Below are 21,080 nucleotides of genomic sequence, written 5' to 3' on the forward strand. Positions count from 1 at the left end.
GGCAAGCCTGTCCGCGCAGGGCAAGAAGCGTTTCGGATAACGCATACCTGATCAGGGTTAATTCTGCGGGTCGCAAAGTATGGGAAACTCCCAGGCTCTCCACAACACGCAGAAATCCTGCTTAGTTGCTGATTTATAAGCTGAACAAGGCGATATATGGAAATGCCAATTGTGATCGTGGGCGGTGGGATCATGGGCGCGCTGAGTGCCTGGATGCTGGCGTCTGCACAAAAACCGGTGGTTTTGCTTGAGCAGGGCGCGCTTGGCCAGGAATCTTCCTGGGCCGGTGGCGGCATAGTTTCGCCACTCTATCCGTGGCGCTACAGCCCGGCGGTGACAGCGCTGGCGCACTGGTCACAGCACTTTTATCCCGCTCTTGCCGGACAGTTGCTGAAGCAGACCGGAATCGACCCCGAGGTTCATGCCACGGGGCTCTACTGGCTGGATCTCGAAGACGAAGCACTCGCGCTGGACTGGGCGCGCAGGCTGGATTATCCGCTGCAACAGGTAGACATAGCGCAAGCGCGTGCGGCGGTACCGGCCCTGGCTGCCGGGTTTGAGCACGCGCTGCATATGCCGGGACTGGCCAGCGTACGCAACCCGCGACTGCTCAAAGCGCTGCATGCGGCGTTGCTGCAACTGCCGAATGTCAGCCTGCGGGAAAACTGCGTGGTCAGCGGTTTCATCATCGAGGACGGACGCGTTGCCGGCGTGCAAACCGCGCAGGGCGACCTACGTGCCGAACAGGTGGTCCTGGCAGCCGGTGCCTGGAGCGGCGAATTGCTCAAGACCCTTGGTCTCACGCTGCCCGTGCAGCCGGTCAAGGGGCAGATGATTCTCTACCAGTGTGCGCGGGACTTTCTGCCGGCAATGGTGCTTGGCAAAGGCCGTTACGCCATTCCACGACGCGATGGTCTGGTGCTGATTGGCAGCACGCTGGAGCATGCCGGTTTTGACAAGACGCCCACAGCAGAGGCACTGAGCAGCCTGAAGGCATCTGCCGAGGAGTTGCTGCCAGCCCTGGCAGAAGCCGAAGTAGTCGGTCATTGGGCCGGCTTGCGTCCGGGTTCGCCCGAAGGCATTCCGTTTATCGGCGAACTGGCAGAGTTTCCCGGACTCTGGCTGAACTGCGGTCACTATCGCAACGGTCTGGTGCTGGCACCGGCCTCCTGCGAACTGTTGAAGAACCTGCTGCTGGACGAAGCGCCGGTGATAGATGCCAACCCCTATGCCCCTTCCGGACGCATGCATGAGGCGTTACCAAGCTAACAGCTCGACAGATATTCAGCCCGACCCTGTTATCCAGCCCGACCCTGTGGGAGCGCCGACCCGGCGCGAGATTGCACATTTTTCGCGCCGGGTCGGCGCTCCCACAGCCGGGCATTGGCTTGAAATATCCGCCCGGACATAAGGTCAAAATTTCACCGCTGCACCGACAAATCGTGCATTTGTTGCGCTGCGCTCTTCCTTCTGCACCCACCAACGCCCGCCCAGCGTCTGGCCGAGGTGCTAGCAAGCTAACAGCTCGGCAGATATCCAGCCCGACCCTGTTATCCAGCCCGACCCTGTGGGAGCGCCGACCCGGCGCGAGACTGCACAATTTTCGCGGCGAGGCGCCGCTCCCACAGCCGGGCATTGGCTTGAAATATCCGCCCGGACATAAGGTCAAAATTTCACCGCTGCACCGACAAATCGTGCATTTGTTGCGCTGCGCTCTTCCTTCGGCACCCACCAACGCCCGCCCAGCGTCTGGCTTTTGTGTGGTTGCGCTCAACGCGGTCACGGTATAACAGTCAGCTTTTCAGCGACCTGCTAGCCTGAAGCGGCTCATCAAGAGGATTCATCGATGCAATTCGACAACAAAGTAATCTGGATTACCGGCGCCTCTTCAGGCATCGGCGAGGCACTGGCGCGGGCACTGCTGCAGCAAGGCGCCCGGGTGATTCTCTCGGGGCGGCGCGCCCAGGCCCTGCAGGCGGTTGCCGCGCAGGCTCCCGAACGCAGTCTGGTACTGCCTTTCGAGAGCACCGATTACCCCGCGCTGGCAGAGGTGGTGGCACAGGCCTGGAACTGGCAAGGGCACATCGACTGCCTGATCAACAACGCCGGCATCAGCCAGCGCAGCCTGGCGCTGGATACCAATATGGAGGTTTACCGCACGATCATGGAGGTCGACTATCTGGCACCCGTAGCGCTAACCCAGCTGCTACTGCCACGCATGGTCGAGCGCGGCAGCGGCCAGCTTGCCGTGGTCAGCTCGGTGGCCGGCAAGGTTGGCGCCCCGCTACGCACCGCCTACTGCGGCGCCAAACATGCGGTCATCGGCTACTTCGAGGCGCTGCGTGCCGAGGTCGAGCAGGCCCATGGCATCGCTGTCAGCGTGATTCTGCCCGGCTCGGTTAAAACCGGCGTGGCCACCAATGCGCTGGGCGGTGATGGCCAGCGGCGCGGCCGCTCGGATGTCAACATCGACAATGGCATGTCGGCCGCCGAAGCGGCACAACAGATCATCGCCGGCCTGGCTGCCGGGCAGCGCACCATTGAAGTGGTCGAAGGCATGGAAAAGATGGCGCTGCAATTGCGCACCGCCGATCCCGAGCGCTTGTTTAGCATCACCGCTGCCGAAGGCGCGCGGCTGGCCCAGGAGCGGGCAGCCCATGGCAGTGCCGACATCGATCCGGGTAACGTACAGCGGCTGGATAGCTGAGGCCGGGACATTCAGCGGATGCCCTGGCGGGCACCTGCCCAACCAAGCGTCACTCATCGGACGACAAGGCTGAGATCAAATGTCTGGAAACTGGCTGGATAAAAACATCAGGAATTTGCACCCGGTGTATTTCTCTCTGGTGATGGCAACCGGGATTGTTTCGATTGCCGCCAAACTCGAGGGCTTTGTTTTCTTCAGTCAAATTCTGCTCTGGCTGAATGTCGCCTTTTATCTGGGCCTCTGGCTTGCCTATGGCACCCGGCTGTTCAAGTTCTTTGACGAGTTCAAGGCCGACTGTTTTTGCTTCAACCGCTCGGTTGGCTTTTTTACCGTGATTGCCGGCTCCTGTGTGCTCGGTTCACAGTTCAATATTGTTGCAAACGACATCCGGATTGCGACCTATCTATGGTGCTTCGCGCTTGTACTCTTTCCTTTGATTTTTTACGGAATATTTACCTGCCTGACCATTTCAACGGCCAAGCCCGGCCTGGAAGAAGGCATCAACGGCGGCTGGCTGGTTGCAGTGGTTGCCTGCCAGGGCCTGTCGTTGCTGGGTAGCCAGATAGCGAGCCAGTTCGCCCATCCGGACATCGTCATTTTCATCGCAACCACCACCTGGATGGCCGGCGGAATTTTGTATGTCTCATTGATCTCACTGATTTTTTATCGAAGTGTCTTCCTGCCGATGACCCCGCAGGAGTACACCTCACCCTACTGGATCAACATGGGTGCGGTAGCCATTTCCACCCTGGCCGGCACACAACTTGTCCTGCACGGCTCTCACGTCGAGTTCGTGGCTGACCTGCTGCCTTTCATCAAAGGATTAACGCTGTTGTTCTGGGCAACCGCATTCGCCTGGCTGCCACAACTGATAGCGCTTAACTGCTGGCGCTTCCTGTATAAAAAGCACCCTTTCCGATACAGCCCGATGGATTGGGGGATGGTCTTCCCGCTAGGCATGTTTACGGTATGCACCATCATGCTGGCCAAGGTTCTGGATTTAAGCTGGCTGCTGCGAATCCCTGAATACTTTATCTATATCGCCATATTGGCCTGGTGCTTCACCCTCTTCCGGTTCATTCATTCTTCAATGGTCACCCGTAAGCAAGTGCCCGCTGAGGATGGCAAATAAACCGCTGCTGAATTTATCCCCTGCAAAATTTCGATCAAAAATCACGGAGTGAGCAACATGCAAAGCCTTTGGGTAAACAAGACCGATCTGGCCAACGCAAAATGGCAGCAGAGCGACACCCCGCAACCGGGCGCAGGGCAGATTCTGCTGCAAATCGAAAAGTACGCACTGACCGCCAACAACATCACCTATGCGGTGATCGGCGATGGCTTCGGCTACTGGAACTTCTTCCCCACCGCTGAAGCCGGCTGGGGCATCGTGCCGGTGTGGGGCTTTGCCCGTGTGGTGGCCTCGCAGCATGCCGATATCAAGGTGGGCGAACGGGTCTACGGCTATCTGCCGATGGCCAGCCACTTGCTGGTCACGCCGGGGCATGTCAGCGCGGCCGGGTTTGTCGACAGCACCGAACACCGCAAGGCACTGGCGATCATTTACAACCAGTACAACCGGCTGGGCACCGCTGCTGGTAAGGGCGAGGACGAACGTGCGCTGTATCAGCCGCTGTTCACCACCAGCTTCCTGATTGAAGACGTCATGCACCAGGCCGACTGGCATGGCGCGCAGGCGATGCTGCTGACCAGCGCCTCCTCCAAGACCGCCCTCGCCCTGGCGCTGGTAACCAAGAACCTCAGCCCGCAGATCAAACGCATCGGCCTGACCTCAGCCGGCAACATCGACTTCGTGCGCGAAACCGGCCTGTACGACCAGGTGCTGACCTATGACCAGCTGGCCGACGCCGATGCCACGCTGCCCACCGTGTCAGTGGACTTTGCCGGCAACGGCAAGCTGCTCGCGGCGATTCATGGTCATTGGCAGGACAACCTGAAATTCAGCTCGCTGGTCGGCGCCACCCATATCGATGCACGCAAAGGCGCCCGCGACCTGCCCGGCCCGAAACCCATCCTGTTCTTCGCGCCAAGCGCAGCGGAAGCCCTGCTCAAGCAGATCGGCCCGGCAGAATTCCGCACGCGGGTGGATGCCCAGTTCAACGCCTTCGTCGCCGCCGTTGCCGGCCACCTGGGCGTAGAGCACCTGACAGGCGAGCAGGCGCTGAAGAGTGCCTATCTGGAGATGCTCGGCAACCAGGTAGCGCCCAATCGCGGGCTGATCTGTCAGATCGGGTAAGGCTGGGGGAGGCTTGGTTCTGTTGCGTTGTAGCCACAGCACCAGAAGCAGATCGTTAGGCGGATCGTTCCCACGCTCTGCGTGGGAATGCAGTGGCAGGCGTTCTACGCCTGAGGACGTGGAACGTCCCGGGGCGCGGGTTCCCACGCAGAGCATGGGAACCATCAAAAATAAATCTGCCCCATTTTCCGAGTGAGGCTTGTGAGATGCTTGACCCTGTTTCGTTGTACCCACAGTACCGGAAACAGATCGTTTCCACGCTCTGCGTGGGAATGCAGTGGCAGGCGTTCTACGCCTGAGGACATGGAACGTCCCGGGGCGCGGGCTCCCACGCAGAGCATGGGAACCATCAAACGCGATGCCCCCTGCGCTTTGCTGCACTTGAGAGCAGAGCTCAGGCCAGAACAGAACTGTAACAAAACACAGGCAGAGTCAGCCGTTGAAGCAAAAGATCCACAAACCAGACTTCAGCAGCACTGCAAATACATCACACGCACTCAGTCTGGAGCACGCATTGAACGACTTATCAACGACTCAAGACAGCAACAGGCGCGGCATTTTCAGCTGGATGCTATTCGACTGGGCCGCTCAGCCCTTTTTCACCGTGGTACTGACCTTCATCTTTGGCCCCTATTTCGTTTCTCGCCTGGTCGATGACCCGGTATCCGGGCAGGCCGCCTGGGGTTACACCGTGACCATTTCCGGTTTTCTGATTGCTCTGCTCTCGCCTGTTCTGGGTTCGATTGCAGACGCTTCCGGCGCGCGAAAAAAATGGATCGGCTTTTTCGCCATCATTCAGATTTCAGCACTGGGCCTGCTCTGGTTTGCCGTCCCCGGCGCGTCGCTTGTCCTGCCAATGCTGTGCATTGTCATGGCCACCATCGCCGCCGAATTTTCGATTGTCTTCAATGACTCCATGCTGCCGCGTCTGGTCAGCCAACGAGAAATCGGGCGGGTTTCCAACATGGCATGGGGCCTGGGTTACATCGGCGGATTGCTGGTGTTATTCATCGTCTTGCTGTTTCTGGCGGGTAGCCCGGGCACCGGCAAAACCCTGATCGGTGTTGCGCCATGGTTCGGCCTGGACCCCGCTCTCGGTGAAGACGCCCGCGCGACCGGCCCGCTCTCGGCCATCTGGTATCTGCTTTTCATTATCCCCATGTTCCTGTTCACGCCGGATACGCAAAGCAACTTGCCCCTGAAGAGCGCGGTAAAGGCCGGACTCCATGAACTGGCCAGCACGCTCAGGCAATTCAGGCAGCGCAGCGCGGTATTCAAGTTTCTGCTGGCACGCATGGTCTACCAGGACGGCGTGAACGGCTTGCTGGCATTGGGCGGGGTATTCGCGGCTGGCCTGTTTGGCTGGGAAACGATAGAAATGGGCGTCTACGGCATCCTGCTGCTGGTCGCATCGATCTTTGGTTGCTACTTTGCCGGGAAAATCGACAGCCGACTGGGCTCGAAAACAGTGGTGATCATCAGTCTGGTTGTGCTGATTTTTGCCACCTTGGGCATCGTTTCAACCGGCCAGGGTTTCACCCTGTTTGGTGCCATGAACCTTCCCGTCCAGGACAACGGCGGCCTGTTCGGCACGGCCTCGGAAAAGGTGTACATCCTCTTCGGCTTGTTCATCGGCCTGGTGTTCGGCCCGGTGCAGGCCTCATCCCGATCGTATCTGGCGCGCAGCGTGAGCACAGAGGAAGCCGGTCGTTTCTTTGGTTTGTATGCGCTCTCCGGCCGGGCGACATCCTTCCTGGCGCCGATGACGGTGGCCAGCCTCACCATATTGACCGATTCGGCGCGCATCGGTATGTGTGCGCTGATTGTGTTCCTGGTGGTGGGATTTCTGATTCTGCTGGTTGCACCCTATCCGGCTATTGATAAGGCGGAACAGGCAGTCTGAATACCTGCAAGGTGGTCAACGCCAAAGGCCTGGCCACCATCGAAACCCATCCTGCTCTTTGCGCCAGCCGCTGCTGAAGAACAAGGTTGCGCCGAATCATGGGCTGATCAGACTTATCGGGTAAGGCTGGAGAGGCCTGGCCCTGTTGCGTTGTAGCCACAGTGCTGGAGGCGGATCGTTCCCACGCTCTGCGTGGGAACGATCAAAAATTAATCTGTCCCCTTTTTGCTCGGCCTGAAAGGTCCGCAGGTTGGGAAACTGCGGAGCAGTTTCCACAGTAATGAAATCCGGACTACCTACTTAACCTACTCCCCAAAATAGTTATTATTGGCACGGTCGGTTATTTGGCTTCTCATTTTCCCATCAATCAGCTTACGTTCCTTCTTTACAAGACCAATATCACTAAGTTTGGACGTTCTTTTTCCAACCAATTGATAGGTTACGTCAATAAGCGCAGAAATTTCGCTTGCCCTCATTTCTTCGTCTTCATCATGTAATGCTGTAAGGATGTCTAGCTCAACCGGATCCAGCGCCTTCTGATTTGAAAGTTTGCTTACCTCTTGAGCGAAATCATCAGCAAGATCAACAATCGAACAGTGACCATCTGAACACTCCGGACACCGCCATTTATATAGTTCAATACTCGGCTTTTGGTCTAAAGGGAAGCAAGTAAAACAACTACCACATCTAATGGTTTGCTTCTGCGATAGAAATTCGTGAATCGCTGAAGAAAAGTCGAAACACCTTTGTACAAAGTAATTCCGATACTCACGCCCTGATGGGTAACCCCAAGCTATTCTCTCGGCCTCCGAAAGTCCGTAAAACATCGCATAAACAACTACTGGCTTACCATTTTTATCACGTGTTTCCTTGTAACGTGACAGCAAAAAGTTAGCTTCCAATGATTGAAAAATAACGGAAAGTTCTGGTGAAACGATGAAGTGACTTATCGGAGGATTGGAAACGCCCTTAAAATATGTCCCGCCAACTGTCCCAGAGGAAATTCCACTTCTGACTCTCTTGGCCTCTTGGGTTATGGTCTTTATAAGCTCGCTTTGATTATGCCTGTCAAGTTTATTTTCAAACGGCTCAAGTGCATATCTATTTAAGCGATCAAAGTATTTTACAATTGTGTTTTCATAATGCTTTCGAGCGGCCAACCGTAACGATGCAGCTGTAATTTTCTGCCCCTTAGAAACCCTATCCAAATAACAAACATGCAATAGTATTCCCATAAGACGAGGGACATTGAATGTTGTCTCGAAAAGGAGACGCATATGTTGTTCGATTGAAATCGAATCATCAAAATAATCGTTTACATCTTCACCAAATGCCTCAAAACGCGAACGCATCAAACGACTAGCGTAATCAGTTGCAGCGTGTTCCATTGTTTGGACTTCTGACGCTTCGTATAGGGATGAAAAATCTAGAGATACAGTATCAACCTTACCTGGGTCAATTTTTCCGAAATATACACGACCCGGATATCCTGCAATCTTTAATTTGATTGATTCGTTACTAGAATTATTAAGAGGTGCCAGAACAATATCCACGAAAAGGCGCTGATCAACTAAGCTCAACTCTGAAAAATCATCGAAGAAAATTACAAGCCGCGCTAAACCACACTCTTCGACAAGTTCCTTTATCTCCGAAATGATGGAATCAAACGGGAAGGATCTCAGAACAACATCTGAATATTCGTTGTATACCTCGTTATCGTCTAACGATTTATCAAAATCACTTAAGGAAGCATGTCCAGAAAAATTAACTCCAACGTTGGCCGGCATGCCCCCAGCTTCAACCTTCACGCCGGCACTCTGTGTTTTACCAGTCTCTTTTTGAGCCCTTGCTTTCCACTTAGTAGTGATTTGCTGGAGGACAGGCAATTCTTGACTATCCAGTTTCACGTCCTTCAATCGGGATTGAAGTGCCTCGATATTTTTCCGCAATTCAGAATATGGCTTTCTGTGTCCACGCCACTTATCCCAGAGCGACATTGCTTCTGAAGTCTTGTCAATTTCTTTGAGTATTTCGGCCAACGACGACCCAAGGAATGATTTTCTTAGCAAATGAGCACGGAAAATACCCGGGTCTATCGTCACATCCCCAACCACACCAGATACAACATCCGAGGCCTGCATGGTGTCATAGAGGCTCTTCACATCAACATAGATGGAAATGATGTTCTGCTTTTTTCTCAACTCACTCTGAGCGCGAGCAAATACCGTGCTTTTCCCTGTGCCTTTCCTTCCGAGTAAAAATGTGGTGTTGCTCGAAAGAACGGATGTCAGTACCGCATCACCTGGCAAGGGATCGACATACAAGGTATCAACCGCGTTTTCGCCAATCTCGTCCATAAAATCGCGAAGCTCTGCTCGCCGATACTGCCGAAGTGATTCCGCTATGCGGGAGAATTTTTTTGGATTCATGCGGACTTCCATCATGGTTTCATTTTTGACGCCGAACTGTAATTAGATCGAATTCGGCAATAAAAAAATAGCAAGTAACCCGGATATCCGTAGGGTGGTCAACGCCGAAGGCTTGGCCACCATCGAAGCCGGTGAATTACCCATGATGCACACACCATTGGTGGCCAATCGCTGCGCGAGTTGACCACCCTACGGTATGCGGGGCGTGGCTCAAACCAAACTCTTGCTCACCACCTCATACACATCACTCGACAACTCGCCGCTGGCGAGAATCCGCTCCAGCTCGTTGCGCATCATCTGGCGCCGCTCCGGGGCGTATTTGCTCCAGCGCGTCAGTGGGGACAGCTGGCGTGAGGCGATTTGCGGGTTGAGGGCGTTGAGCTGGATCACCAGGTCGGCGAGGAAGCGGTAGCCGCTGCCGTCGGCGCGGTGGAAGTTGATCAGGTTCTGCCCGGCGAAGGCGCCGATCAGGGCACGCACCTTGTTCGGGTTCTTCAGGGTGAAGGCCGGGTGCTGCATGAGGGCCTGCACGCGCTCCAGCCCGCCCGGCAAGGTGCTGGCGGCCTGTACGCTGAACCACTGGTCCATGACCAGCGGGTTGTCCTTGAAGCGTTCGGCAAAGTTGGCCAGGGTGGCGGCCTTCTCGGCCTCGAACGGCGAGTTGACCAGCACGGCCAGCGCGGTCAGGCGCTCGGTCATGTTGTCGCAGGCTTCGTACTGTTCCAGGCAGGCGGTCAGCACCTTGGGCTTTTCCGTGAGCATCAGGTAGGACAGCGCCATGTTCTGCAGGGCGCGGCGGGCGAAGTGGCTGGCTTCGGCGACATAGGCCTGCTTGCGCGACTGCACGCGGGCATCCTGATAGCGCTGCCAGAGCGGCTCGAACAGGTCATCGGCCAGACGCTTGCGGGCAAACTCGCGGGCAGCGTGGATCGCCTCGACATCAGCCTCCTCGCTGATCTCGGTGAGGTAGGCTTCGCTGGGCAGGCTGAGCATTTCGGCAACCATGGCCGGATCGAGCTGCTCGTTGTTGAGTACGCTGCACAGCGCCTTGACCAACCGCTCGTCCATCGCCATGGCCACGCCGCGTTGCTGCTGCCCGACCAGCTCCTGCAACACCTGCACGGCCAGCTGCTGGCCGGCTTCCCAGCGGTTGAAGCCGTCGCTGTCGTGCTGCATGAGGAACATCAGCTGGTCGCGGCTGTAGGGGAAGCTGAGTTTTACCGGCGCGGAGAACCCGCGCAGCAGCGACGGCAGCGGCTTTTCGGCAACATCAACGAAGGTGAACGACTGCTCGGCCTCGGTGACCGACAGCACGCGGTTGTCGCCAGTCGCCTGTGCTTCGCCCTGCAGGCGCAGCGCCAGTGGCTGGCCCTTGCTGTCGAGCAGGCCCAGTTCGACCGGAATCACGAACGGCAGTTTCTCGCTCTGCCCCGGCGTGGCCGGGCAGCTTTGCTTGAAGGTCAGGGTATAGGTGCCGGCCTGGGCATCGTGGCTGTCGCTGACACTCAGGCGCGGTGTGCCGGCCTGGCTGTACCAGCGCTTGAACTGGGTCAGGTCGCTGCCGCTGGCGTCTTCCATGGCCTTGACGAAATCGTCGCAGGTCACGGCCTGGCCGTCGTGGCGTTCGAAGTACAGGTCGCTGCCCTGGCGGAAGGCTTCGGCGCCGAGCAGGGTGTGGATCATGCGCAGTACTTCCGAGCCCTTCTCGTAGATGGTCAGGGTGTAGAAGTTGGAAATCTCGATGAACGAATCCGGGCGAACCGGATGGGCCATGGGGCCGGCGTCTTCGGCGAACTGGTGGGTGCGCAGGTAGGCCACGTCCTCGATGCGCTTGACCGTGGCCGAGTTCATGTCGGCGCTGAACTGGGAATCACGGAATACCGTGAAGCCTTCCTTGAGCGACAGCTGGAACCAGTCGCGGCAAGTCACGCGGTTGCCCGACCAGTTGTGGAAATACTCATGCGCCACCACCGCCTCGACGCGCTGGTGAGCGGCATCGGTGGCGGTTTCGGCATGGGCCAGCACGCAGCTGGAGTTGAAGATGTTCAGGCCCTTGTTTTCCATGGCACCCATGTTGAAGTCGTTGACCGCGACGATCATGAAGATGTCCAGGTCGTATTCGCGGCCGTAGACCTCCTCGTCCCACTTCATCGACTTCTTCAGGCTGTCCATGGCGTGCTGCACCTTGTCGATGTTTTCCGGCTCGACATAAATGCGCAGCGCCACCTCGCGCTGGTGCATGGTGGTGAAGCTGTCCTCGACGCACCACAGGTCACCGGCAACCAGCGCGAACAGGTAGGCCGGTTTCATGAACGGATCTTCCCAGGTCGCCCAGTGGCGGCCCTGGTCGTCTGCACCGCTGGCCAGCGGGTTGCCGTTGGACAGCAGGATCGGGTAGCGCTGCTGCTCGGCCATCACCGTGGTGGTGAACTTGCTCATCACATCGGGACGGTCGAGGTAGTAGGTGATCTTGCGGAAGCCTTCGGCCTCGCACTGGGTGCAGAACATGCTGCCGGACTTGTACAGGCCTTCCAGCGCGGTATTGCTTTCCGGATGGATGCGCACGCTGCTGTCGATGACGAACTCGCTGTGCGGCGGCTGCAGGGTAAGCTGGCTGTCGTCGAGCTGATACTCGGCCGGCGTCAGCAGATGGTCATCCAGGCTCAGCGAGAGCAGCTCCAGCTGCTGACCATCGAGTACCAGCGGCGGCAAATCCATGCCCAGTTGCGGGTTGCGGCGCATCACCAGCTGGGCATGCACCAAGGTGTGATCCTCGAACAACTCAAAGGTCAGATGCGTCTCGTCAATCAGGTAGTCAGGGGCCTGGTAGTCCTTGAGGTGAATGACTTTGGGTTGTTCGGTACGCATGATGATTTCCTTCGGCAGAGCGGTAATTAAAGACGATGTAGCCGTTATGTGTTGCGGGTCCCGCTGTGCCAGATCGGCGTAGGGTGGGCTTCAGCCCACCATCAGGGACCAGGGTTCTGGTGGGCTGAAGCCCACCCTACGCTTAGTTATTCAGGCGCAAATGGCCACCTGATATGCAGTGTATTTGCGCAGGTTGATCACGCCAGTGTCGAGCAGCAGGTACTGGCCCTTGATCCCCAGCAGCGTACCCTCGACCAGCGGGGTCTTGTCCAGATCATGGCTGACGACTTTGGTCGGATAGCAGCTGACCGGATAGGTAATTTCGACCGGCTGCATGTCGCCGAGTAATTGCAGGGCCTGCAGACCAAAGCGTTGCTGCAGCTCGCCGATGCCATCGGCAAAGGTGGCAAACAGCTGGTCGCGCACGGCCGGCAGATCCAGCGGCGCGGCCTCGCCCTTGAGCATGGCGCGCCAGTTGGTGCGGTCACTCAGTTGCCCGCGCAGCAGGTCTTCGACAAAGCCGGATTGCTGACGGGTGGCGACGCGCAGAATCGGCAGCGCCTGGCTGGCGCCCTGGTCGATCCAGCGTGTCGGCACCTGCGAGGCACGGGTGATGCCGACCTTGATCCCGGAAGAATTGGCCAGATAGACGATGTGGTCGGTCATGCAGAACTGCTCGCCCCAGGCCGGCTCGCGGCAGGTGCCGGCGGCGTAGTGGCAGCGTTCGGGGCTCATGATGCAGCTGTCGCACTGCGCCAGTTTGGTGAAGCAGGGATAGCAATAACCCTGGCTGAAACTCTTCTTGGTCTTGCGCCCGCAATGGCTGCAATGGATGGCACCGAGGAATTCGATGCTCAGGCGCTGGCCGAGCAGCGGATTGACCGGCAGCTCCTGCTCATCCAGACAGAACGCATAGCTGACGGGCGAGTCCAGCCTGGCGCTCATCTTGCGCAAGGCGCCCTGCCCGAGCAACGCCATCAGTGCAGGGTGTCCGCTTTACTGCTGAACAGGATATTCGGCACTTCCATGGATTGCGATTCGCAGGCCTGCGGGCCCATGTAGCCGGTGTGCTGGTCTGCGGGCAGATGCTTGAGTTCGTAGGCGATCATCGCCTGCAGGCACAGCTCTTTCTGTTCGGCACTGAGCTTGCGCCCATCCGGCCACTTGCCGATCTCCACCGCCAGCTTGAAGCTCGCGTAGACCTCGGCGTTGATGGTGCTGGCAATTTGAGCAAAATTCGACATGGGTAACTCCGTAATAAACATTTCAACATTTGCTGCGTTGCGGCATTTTCCGCAGGAGCGGGCTTGCCCGCGAATCCGTTTCGCGGTCAAGCCCGCTCCTACAAGGCAAGCCTTCGCGGACAAGGCAATACCGGCATTCTACTGACGCTGCCGCGCCAGTGCACCGCCCAGCAGGCCGGTCAGACAGCCGGCCAGCAGGCCGCCGACATGGGCCGCATTGGCGATCGCCGCCAGCTGCACCAGTTCGAAAATACCGGTCATGCAGATCAGCAGCCAGATCAGCATCATGCCGACTACCCCCGGCGGCAGCCGATAGATGCGGTCGGGGGCCAGCTTCTGGTAGATCCAGCAATGCCCGAGCAGGCCGTAGAGCACCCCGGAAAGGCCGCCAAACAGCCCCGGACCACTCCAGTAGAACTGTGCCAGGTCACTCACCAGACTGTAAAACAGCAGCAGAACGAACAGCGTCAGCGCACCCTGGCGCAATTCGATACGCCGCCCGAGTTCCCAGCACCAGAGGCTGTTCATCGCCAGATGCAGCAGGCCGAAATGCAGCAACACCGGTGACACCAGACGCCACCACTGGCCTTGCGCCATGCTCTGCGACCAGGGCACGAAGTACAGGTAATCACCCTGCACGCTGAAATCGAGGAAACTCAGCCAGCGTACCGCCTGCAGGTTGCTGCCACCCCAGGTCACCAGTGCGACCAGCAGGGTAATCAGCAACAGTGCGCTGGTCATCGGTGTCGCCCGCAGCTTCTGCAGCACACTGCCGGAAGGATTTACCGGCGTGGCGGCCACCAGTTCAACGCCATCACCCTGCGGGTACTGCGCATACAGCTGGCGTACCTGCTCGGCTATCGGCTCGGCGCCAACCCACAGCACCTGTTCGCCGGCGACTTCGGTGACGCGGTGCGGCACCTGCAAGCGCCGCAACAGGGCGATGAAGCCGCCCAGATCGACACTTACCGGCAAACGCATGGCGGCTACGGCCTTCACTGGGGTGCCTCCGGCAGCTCTACCTCGACCCAGACGAACTTGCCCGGATCGAGCTGTGCTTCATCATCCAGGCGATAGGCCACCAGCTTGCCGCGCATCACCGCGCTGTAATCCAGACAGGCCAGATTCGGTCGCAACGGCGCCGGTTTGCCGCGCCGCCAGTAATGGCCGACAAACAGCAGCGGTTCTTCCGCCGGATAGCTGAGCAGGCTGGCTTTCTCGGCGGCCGGCAGTGGCTGGGCAGCCACCTGCTCGGGCAGGGCATCGGGCTGAAACACGATGTCGCCGTAGGTTTGCGGGTCTACCGCCCAGAACTTGCTGCGAAAGAACGAACGGGTCAGGCCGTCATCACCAGTCATCGCCAGGCCGTTGGGCAGGCGCATGTTCAGCCCGCGCAGCAGCCGATCGAACACCCGGTGGGGCAAGCTGCCCTGCACTGCCGCCGCCTCGACGAAACCCTGATCAACCCGGGCATCGGCAAAGCGTGCGCGCAACTGGCTGATCAGGGCGCCATCCCAGCAGGCATGCACCACGCGGAAACGCCCGCCATCGAGCAGCAACGGCAGCTGGCAGAACCAGCCGAGGAAGTCCTGCCAGTCAGCCGGATGCTGCTCGAACTGCCGATGGGTTTCGCGCAGCTGGCGGGCATGCCGGGCCGTGTGTTCACAGACAAATTCACGCCCGCTGTCTGCCGGCGCCGGAATGCTCCAGCCCAGCGCATTGAATTCGTGATTACCCATGATGCAGTGCGCCTGCCCGGCCTCGACCATGTCATGCACCAGGTGTAGCGCCTCACGGATACGCGGGCCGCGATCGATGATGTCACCGAGGAACAGCACCTGGCGCCACGGATGCCGCCAGACGCCGCCGTGCTGGCGGTAACCGAGGCTGTCGAGCAGACGCTCCAGCGTGTGCGTGCAACCGTGCACGTCGCCGATCAGGTCATAGCCGCGTTGCGGATCGAGATACATTACTTGCCTCCGCCCAGCCGGCTCCCCCAACCCAGCTTGGTTCGGCAAACCTCGTAGAAGTTATGTTCCAGCGGGTGGATCAGCTTCAGCTTGTGCGGCTTCTTGCGGACGATGATGTGATCGCCCGGCGAACAGGTGACGTGATTCTGTCCGTCGCAGGAAACCAGCGGATAAATCTGCATATCCGGCGATACGACGATTTTCAGCTCGCTGTTGCCGTCCACCACGATCGGCCGGCCGGACAGCGTATGCGGGTACATCGGCACGATGACCATGGCATCCAGCTTGGGATGCATGATCGGCCCGCCGGCAGACAGTGCGTAGGCGGTCGAGCCGGTCGGTGTGGCGACGATCAGGCCGTCGGCCTTCTGGCTGCAGACGAAATGCCCGTCGATATACAGTTCGAACTCGATCATCCGCGTCGACTTGCCGGGGTGCAGCACCACATCGTTCAGCGCATCGGCGGTGCCGATCACCTCGCCCTGGCGGCGCACTTCGGTGTCCAGCAGAAAGCGCGTTTCGACCATGTACTTGCCGTCCAGCACCTCGCTGACCCTGAGTTCCAGCTCGTCCGGACTGATATCGGTGAGAAAGCCCAGGCTGCCACGGTTGATGCCCAGCACCGGCACTTTCGACTGCGCCAGCGAGCGCGCCGCACCGAGCATGCTGCCGTCACCGCCGACGACGATCACCAGATCGCAGATTTCGCCCATCAGCTTGCGCGAGGAGACCTGCAGGCCATGGCCGGGCAGCACTTCGGCAATGCTTTCCTCGAGCACCACATGCATATGGCGATCCTGCAGAAAGCGCTTCAGACGGCGGATGGTATCGAGCACCCGGGCACTGCCCAGACGACCGATGATGCCGATATTGCGAAATTGCTCCATGGGATTGCTCTGCGCCGGACGTGAGCAGTGGATTATGGGTGAAAGGCAGGCGCAGCGGCAAACCGGCATCGACTATGCTCCGCCTATGCTGACTCCCGACCTGCTCGACCAATGGCTGCCCCGCCTGCAGCACCCTGCCGTGCGCGACCTCGCCTGGACGCTGCTGGCGGCGCCGCTGCTGGCGGCGCCCGGCTGCCCGCAGCGCCACCCGCTGAGTGCCAGTGGCTGGTGGCACAATCCGCAATGGCTGGCTGACTGGCTGCAGGAACAGCAGCAGCATCCGGAGCCGCTGCTCGACTGGCTGCAAGGGGCACGCAGCCAGCGCCTGGGCATCCATTACGAACGGCTCTGGCAATTCGCCCTGCAGCAGGCACCGGATATCGAACTGCTGGCGGCCAATCTGCCGGTGCGCCAGGGCGGCCAGACCCTTGGCGAGCTCGATATGTTGCTGCGCGATGCCGAAGGCGATCATCACCTGGAACTGGCGATCAAGCTGTATCTCGGCCCGGCCAGCGGCGACGGGCAATTGCCGGCCAACTGGCGTGGCGCCGGACGGGCCGACAATCTGCAACGCAAGCTGCAGCACCTGGGCAGCCAGCAACTGCTGTTGTGCGGCAGCCCGGCCGCACAGGACATCCTTGCCGCTCACGGCGTGCAGCAACCCCGGCCCGGACTCTGGCTGAGCGGCTACCTGTTTTATCCCTGGCCCGGCGGCTGCGCATCCCCCGCCGGAAGCCACCCGCAGCATGCCCGCGGCCAGTGGTTGCAGCACCACGACTGGCCCGCCTTTCAGGCCGCCAGCAGCGCGCAGCACTGGCAACCGGTAGCCCGCGATTGCCGGCTGGCGCCCAGCACCCTGCAACCTGCAAGCAGCTGGCCTGCCGCCCGGCTGGAGGACTGGCGGCACAGACTGGCGGCGGATGCTCCGCCCATCCTGCTGGCAGGTTTCAGCCAACAGGCGGATGGCAGCTGGACGGAAAGCGCACGGGTGATGCTGCTCAATGACCAGTGGCCGGGTGATGGCGCAGATCAGCGCTAATCAGGCAGCGGTTGCGAGTATGCAAGGCTTCGCGGGCAAGCCCGCTCCTACAGCTGCCGGCTCGAACCCAGGAGCGGGCTTGCCGGCGAAAATCAGTGCCTGGAGCGCTGTTGAAACAGCTAGCGACTGGGCTCGGTACGCCCACCGGAGCGCACCAGATTTCCCGCACCCAGTTCACAGAGAAAACCCTCACGCAACAGCAGCGACAACCCGTCCACGCCTCCGTGCAGGGCGTAGGCCTGGAAGCCCAGTTGCTTGAGCAGATAGACGGCGTTGACGCTGCGCTTACCGTTGTCGCAGTAACACAGATAGGTACGTTGCGGGTCCAGCAGGCGCACTTTCAGACGCAACAGGTCCAGCGGCATATGCAGGGATTGCAGGGCATGGCCAGCCTCGTATTCGTCCTGCCGGCGCACATCCAGCCATTGCGCGCCCTTGCCGGTCATACGCACCGCTTCACCGAAGCTGACCTCGGCCACCACCGGCTCCTTGAGCAGTTCAAGGAAGTTCTGCCGATCCAGGCGCAGCATCTGGCCGTCCTCGAGCATGGTCACGCTGGCATTGCGCGGGCTATCCGACAGCAGCGCCTCTTCACCAAAGCAAGCACCCACCTCCAGCTCGGCCAAAACTTGCTGATCGCTGCCGGCAGCGCGCATCACTTCGGCACGGCCGCGCTTGAGGAAATAGCAGCAATCGCCTGCTTCGCCTTCGCGCAAGATGCTCTGGCCGGCGGCCACGTCGAGTGGCTGCAACTGCTCGATCATGCTGCGCACATGGGCCGGCGGCACCTTGGCAAACAGTGGATTTTCCAGCAGGCATTCCAGCCATTGCAGATCACCACCCTGCAGCTGCATTTCCAGCAGCAGGTCCTGATAGGCCGCCTGCCAGGCCAGCATGCCGGCAATGGTCTCGCCGTCGAGGATCAGCACACTGGCATCGCTGGCTGCCTGGGCATCATGCCGACGCGGCAGCGACGGTGAGAGTGCGAACAGGCTGGCCGGCGAGCCGGCACTGACCAGCAACGGCTGGCCATCATCGCCCTGCAACAGCACATCACCACTGAGCAGGAAGCAGGCCTGAAAGGCCTGATCGCCGCGCCGAAACAGCAGCTGCCCGGGCAGCAGCGGTTGCGCTACCAGTTGCGGGCGCAATTCGCGCCACTGCTGATCGGACAGCACATTCAGCGGCGTGAAGCAGCGCAGCTGGTCCGGGTGGAGCGGTTCACTCATGGCTGATTGCCTGCAACGAAGATTGCGCGGCATGGCGCCGCAGCAAGGATTGCTGGGCCCGTCGCCCCTGCATACCACCGGTATGCAGGAACACCAGACGGGTTCCTCTGGCAAACATTCCCTGTTCCACCTGCTGGCGCAACGCCAGCAGGGCTTTGCCGGTATAGCAGGCCTCCAGCGGCAGTTGCCCGGCCTGCTCGACTTCGGCTATGAAAACAGCCAGTTCGCGATCGATGCGCGCATAGCCACCACGGCTGGCATCGAGCAGTCGATAGCCGGCATCGGCGTGCCCCGCCTGTTGCAGAATCTGCCTGACCTGCTGCTCAACGCCATAGCCTGCCGGCACGACACTTGCGCCATACAGCGGATGCCTGCCCGCCTCGGCCAGCACCAGCCCTGCCAGCGTGGTACCGGTGCCGGCCGCCAGCCAGCAGCCGTCGTAATCGCTCCAGCCCAGCTGCGCCAGTTGCTGCGTGATCAGTTGCGGAATATCGGCAAAGCCGGAAGCACCGAGTGCACCACTGCCACCCTCGGCAACCAGCTGAAAGTGCGGATAGCGCTGCAGCCAATCCCGGGCAAAATCCGCCTGATGGCGGGCGCGGTAACCGCCAAAACCGAGCCAGTGCAGTTGCATGCCAAAGGCCTGCAGATCGCTCACGGTGGGCGTGTCTTGTGGCTCTCCACGCAGCAAGCCGACGCTGGCAAAGCCGAAACGCTGGGCGGCAGCTGCCAGTGCATGCAGATGATTGGAATGGGCACCGCCGAGACTGATCAATCCGTGCGCTCCGGCACGCTGCGCCTGCCGCAGGTGGGGCTGCAACTTGAACCACTTGTTGCCACCGAGCAGCGGATCCAGCAGGTCCATGCGCAGCACCGCCAGCTCCAGACCAGCCCTGGCCGACCAGTCGAAGCTCAGCGGCTGCAGGGGCACTGCGGCAGGCCAGTCGGGAATGTTCAGCAGCACGCAGTTCAGCCTGTTCAGTGGAGGGTTGGCCGGCTCAGCGCTTGCGCTTGCTCGCCTTATGCCGGGCACAGCAGTTGGACTCGTCGGCAACGAAGCGGCTCGGTGTATCGACCCGGTCAATCGGCATCGCACAGCGCTCGCCATTCGGTAACAATGCCTCGCAGCTGGGCTGTTGATAATGTGCCAGCCAGCTGCTGTATTGCTCCTCGGAAACAAAGCATTTGGCCGCCACATAGGACATCGGGCCATCCTGATAACGCCCGACATCCTGCAGCGGGATAGTCAGGTGGCCGGCTCCGGGGTGATACACCACGAACACCACGCCGAGCTTGGACAGCCGCTGCAGAATCTGGTCGCCACCCTGGCTGACCAGCTGCTCGCGCTCGGCCTTGAGCCGGGTAATTTCCTGCTGCAGCTGACCATCGGTTTCACTGTGGTAGGCCAGCTCGACATCGCGGATGGCAATCTGCTCCTTGTAGTCGACCACGGCAGCCGCAACCTGGGCCTGCATCTCCATCTCGTACTGGGTGCGCAGCAGTTCAGCCGACGCCTTGGCGTGCTGCTCGGCCGCCTTCAGCTGGCGGGTCATTTCTTCGCGGACATTGCTCAGGCTGGCCGCCTGGCCGCTCAGATCCGCCTTCAGATTGAGGTTGAGCTTGTCCTTCTGCTGCAACGCCTGCTGCAACTCCTGGATGCTGGCCTTGAGCTGCTTGCTCTGTTGCTCGGCCGCCAGTTTCAGCTTGGCCACTTCGTCATCGTGCTGCTGGGTCATGCTGACAATGCGCAGGCGCAACTGTTTGATCAGCTGCGCGGTTTTCACCCGGTGCTCATGCTCTTCCTTTTCCGCCTGCAGCCTGCTCAGTTCAGCACCCGGATCGGGAGGCGCATGCCATTTCTCCTCACGGGCCATCTGCAGGCGATCAAGTTCGACCGGGGGCCGGTCTTCCTCGACCAGAATACCCAGCCGGTTGGCCTTGACCGCCTCACGCAAGATCGTCAGTTCGTTATGCCCGGGAGCCAGATCAGGATCCCACATGTGCATCTGGTGCCAGGACACCGGGCACTGGCTGCGGCAAGCCAGGCGAATCGGCCCCGCTCCCAGATCCGGACCGCGCCCGGCACGTTCGGCAAGATGGCGCAACGGCATGTTCCAGCCGGTGTCGGCATTGCCCTGCTCGTCGAAGTCGATATAGAAAAACACCGCCGAGCGAATCAGCAGACGCGGATTGATCAGCAGATAAGCCGCCTTGACCTGCTGGTCGGCAAACTCCGGCAAGCCGACCAGACCATCGAGCAGGGCCTCGAACTCAGGAAAAAACATTGCCTTGTTGACTTCGCCGCCAGTGAAAAACATCACGGCTTCGACCATCTGCGGCTTGTTCTGCATGCTCATGCGCAACTCCTGACTTCAACAAACTGCCGAGCGGTCAACAACATTCCTTGAATTTCAGATAGTTAGCGCTTCCGGAAAGATTATTCGCCTGAATCTGAACAGTGCGCCCAGCCAGCCTGCATGTTCATCCAGCAGCCAGCAAGGACATATTCAGCCCAGTTTAGGGGAAAACGCCCGGTCAGCAATGTGA

General features: G+C 59.6%; 16 protein-coding genes. 6 read left to right on the top strand and 10 right to left on the bottom strand.

All coding sequences use genetic code 11. From position 1 onward, the window contains the following. Positions 1-156: 156 nt before the first annotated feature. From thiO to BLT89_RS08970, 5 genes are all read left to right on the top strand, one after another. A complete protein-coding gene (thiO, locus tag BLT89_RS08950; protein ID WP_090194340.1) occupies positions 157-1,269 on the top strand; it encodes a glycine oxidase ThiO in 1,113 nt (370 codons plus the stop codon). Between the two features lie 577 nt (positions 1,270-1,846). Then, on the top strand, positions 1,847-2,707 hold the full coding sequence (locus BLT89_RS08955; protein ID WP_090194342.1) for an SDR family NAD(P)-dependent oxidoreductase: 861 nt from the start codon (positions 1,847-1,849) through the stop codon (positions 2,705-2,707). Positions 2,708-2,786: 79 nt separating this feature from the next. Next, on the top strand, positions 2,787-3,839 hold the full coding sequence (locus BLT89_RS08960; protein ID WP_090194344.1) for a tellurite resistance/C4-dicarboxylate transporter family protein: 1,053 nt from the start codon (positions 2,787-2,789) through the stop codon (positions 3,837-3,839). A 57-nt stretch (positions 3,840-3,896) separates the two neighbouring features. Then, positions 3,897-4,964 (top strand): DUF2855 family protein, encoded by a 1,068-nt coding sequence (locus BLT89_RS08965; RefSeq protein ID WP_090194346.1) that lies wholly within the window; start codon positions 3,897-3,899, stop codon positions 4,962-4,964. Between the two features lie 514 nt (positions 4,965-5,478). Next, entirely contained in the window at positions 5,479-6,867 is a 1,389-nt protein-coding gene (locus BLT89_RS08970) for an MFS transporter (RefSeq protein WP_197673492.1), read from the top strand. Positions 6,868-7,172: 305 nt separating this feature from the next. Here BLT89_RS08970 and BLT89_RS08975 read toward each other — a convergent pair whose 3' ends face one another. The 7 genes from BLT89_RS08975 to BLT89_RS09005 all read right to left on the bottom strand — a co-directional run bounded on the left by BLT89_RS08975 (position 7,173) and on the right by BLT89_RS09005 (position 16,265). Beyond that, entirely contained in the window at positions 7,173-9,296 is a 2,124-nt protein-coding gene (locus tag BLT89_RS08975) for a transcriptional regulator (protein ID WP_090198860.1), read from the bottom strand. A gap of 210 nt (positions 9,297-9,506) precedes the next feature. After that, the gene (gene pepN, locus BLT89_RS08980; protein WP_090194348.1) at positions 9,507-12,164 is read right to left on the bottom strand and encodes an aminopeptidase N; all 2,658 of its coding nucleotides are present in this window, start codon (positions 12,162-12,164) and stop codon (positions 9,507-9,509) included. Positions 12,165-12,314: 150 nt separating this feature from the next. Next, entirely contained in the window at positions 12,315-13,142 is an 828-nt protein-coding gene (locus BLT89_RS08985; RefSeq protein ID WP_090194350.1) for a DUF2797 domain-containing protein, read from the bottom strand. Then, positions 13,142-13,408 (bottom strand): YeaC family protein, encoded by a 267-nt coding sequence (locus tag BLT89_RS08990; protein ID WP_090194351.1) that lies wholly within the window; start codon positions 13,406-13,408, stop codon positions 13,142-13,144. Before BLT89_RS08990 ends, BLT89_RS08985 begins: the two co-directional genes overlap by 1 nt. A gap of 138 nt (positions 13,409-13,546) precedes the next feature. Further along, positions 13,547-14,407: a rhomboid family intramembrane serine protease gene (locus BLT89_RS08995; protein ID WP_172829123.1), complete on the bottom strand. Its 861-nt coding sequence runs from the start codon at positions 14,405-14,407 to the stop codon at positions 13,547-13,549. Beyond that, entirely contained in the window at positions 14,404-15,378 is a 975-nt protein-coding gene (locus BLT89_RS09000; protein ID WP_090194353.1) for a metallophosphoesterase, read from the bottom strand. Before BLT89_RS09000 ends, BLT89_RS08995 begins: the two co-directional genes overlap by 4 nt. Beyond that, the gene (locus BLT89_RS09005; RefSeq protein WP_090194355.1) at positions 15,378-16,265 is read right to left on the bottom strand and encodes an NAD(+) kinase; all 888 of its coding nucleotides are present in this window, start codon (positions 16,263-16,265) and stop codon (positions 15,378-15,380) included. The genes BLT89_RS09000 and BLT89_RS09005 overlap by 1 nt, the downstream gene beginning before the upstream one ends. Positions 16,266-16,299: 34 nt before the next feature. Here BLT89_RS09005 and BLT89_RS09010 point away from each other — a divergent pair, with 34 nt between their 5' ends. Continuing rightward, on the top strand, positions 16,300-17,304 hold the full coding sequence (locus BLT89_RS09010) for a DUF1853 family protein (protein ID WP_408003073.1): 1,005 nt from the start codon (positions 16,300-16,302) through the stop codon (positions 17,302-17,304). 119 nt (positions 17,305-17,423) lie between these two features. On the opposite strand, the gene BLT89_RS09015 is transcribed toward BLT89_RS09010, so the two are convergent. Genes BLT89_RS09015 through BLT89_RS09025 form a run of 3 tightly spaced genes read right to left on the bottom strand, consistent with a single transcriptional unit; the run spans position 17,424 to position 20,890 of the window. Then, entirely contained in the window at positions 17,424-18,533 is a 1,110-nt protein-coding gene (locus BLT89_RS09015; RefSeq protein WP_090194358.1) for a cyclic nucleotide-binding domain-containing protein, read from the bottom strand. Then, complete coding sequence (locus BLT89_RS09020) at positions 18,526-19,497, bottom strand: 1-aminocyclopropane-1-carboxylate deaminase/D-cysteine desulfhydrase (protein WP_408003039.1); 972 nt, start codon at positions 19,495-19,497, stop codon at positions 18,526-18,528. The genes BLT89_RS09015 and BLT89_RS09020 overlap by 8 nt, the downstream gene beginning before the upstream one ends. 34 nt (positions 19,498-19,531) lie before the next feature. Continuing rightward, complete coding sequence (locus BLT89_RS09025; protein ID WP_090194359.1) at positions 19,532-20,890, bottom strand: coiled-coil domain-containing protein; 1,359 nt, start codon at positions 20,888-20,890, stop codon at positions 19,532-19,534. Positions 20,891-21,080: the final 190 nt, after the last annotated feature.

Origin of the sequence: Pseudomonas pohangensis (assembly GCF_900105995.1) — a bacterium.
Lineage (GTDB): Bacteria > Pseudomonadota > Gammaproteobacteria > Pseudomonadales > Pseudomonadaceae > Aquipseudomonas > Aquipseudomonas pohangensis.

Bases quoted from the DNA above. Each gene is read 5' to 3' on its own strand.
- thiO (WP_090194340.1), top strand. From the start codon at position 157: ATGGAAATGCCAATTGTGATCGTGGGCGGTGGGATCATGGGCGCGCTG.
- BLT89_RS08955 (WP_090194342.1), top strand. From the start codon at position 1,847: ATGCAATTCGACAACAAAGTAATCTGGATTACCGGCGCCTCTTCAGGC.
- BLT89_RS08960 (WP_090194344.1), top strand. From the start codon at position 2,787: ATGTCTGGAAACTGGCTGGATAAAAACATCAGGAATTTGCACCCGGTG.
- BLT89_RS08965 (WP_090194346.1), top strand. From the start codon at position 3,897: ATGCAAAGCCTTTGGGTAAACAAGACCGATCTGGCCAACGCAAAATGG.
- BLT89_RS08975 (WP_090198860.1), bottom strand. From the start codon at position 9,296: ATGAATCCAAAAAAATTCTCCCGCATAGCGGAATCACTTCGGCAGTAT.
- pepN (WP_090194348.1), bottom strand. From the start codon at position 12,164: ATGCGTACCGAACAACCCAAAGTCATTCACCTCAAGGACTACCAGGCC.
- BLT89_RS08985 (WP_090194350.1), bottom strand. From the start codon at position 13,142: ATGGCGTTGCTCGGGCAGGGCGCCTTGCGCAAGATGAGCGCCAGGCTG.
- BLT89_RS08990 (WP_090194351.1), bottom strand. From the start codon at position 13,408: ATGTCGAATTTTGCTCAAATTGCCAGCACCATCAACGCCGAGGTCTAC.
- BLT89_RS09000 (WP_090194353.1), bottom strand. From the start codon at position 15,378: ATGTATCTCGATCCGCAACGCGGCTATGACCTGATCGGCGACGTGCAC.
- BLT89_RS09005 (WP_090194355.1), bottom strand. From the start codon at position 16,265: ATGGAGCAATTTCGCAATATCGGCATCATCGGTCGTCTGGGCAGTGCC.
- BLT89_RS09010 (WP_408003073.1), top strand. From the start codon at position 16,300: ATGGGTGAAAGGCAGGCGCAGCGGCAAACCGGCATCGACTATGCTCCG.
- BLT89_RS09015 (WP_090194358.1), bottom strand. From the start codon at position 18,533: ATGAGTGAACCGCTCCACCCGGACCAGCTGCGCTGCTTCACGCCGCTG.
- BLT89_RS09025 (WP_090194359.1), bottom strand. From the start codon at position 20,890: ATGAGCATGCAGAACAAGCCGCAGATGGTCGAAGCCGTGATGTTTTTC.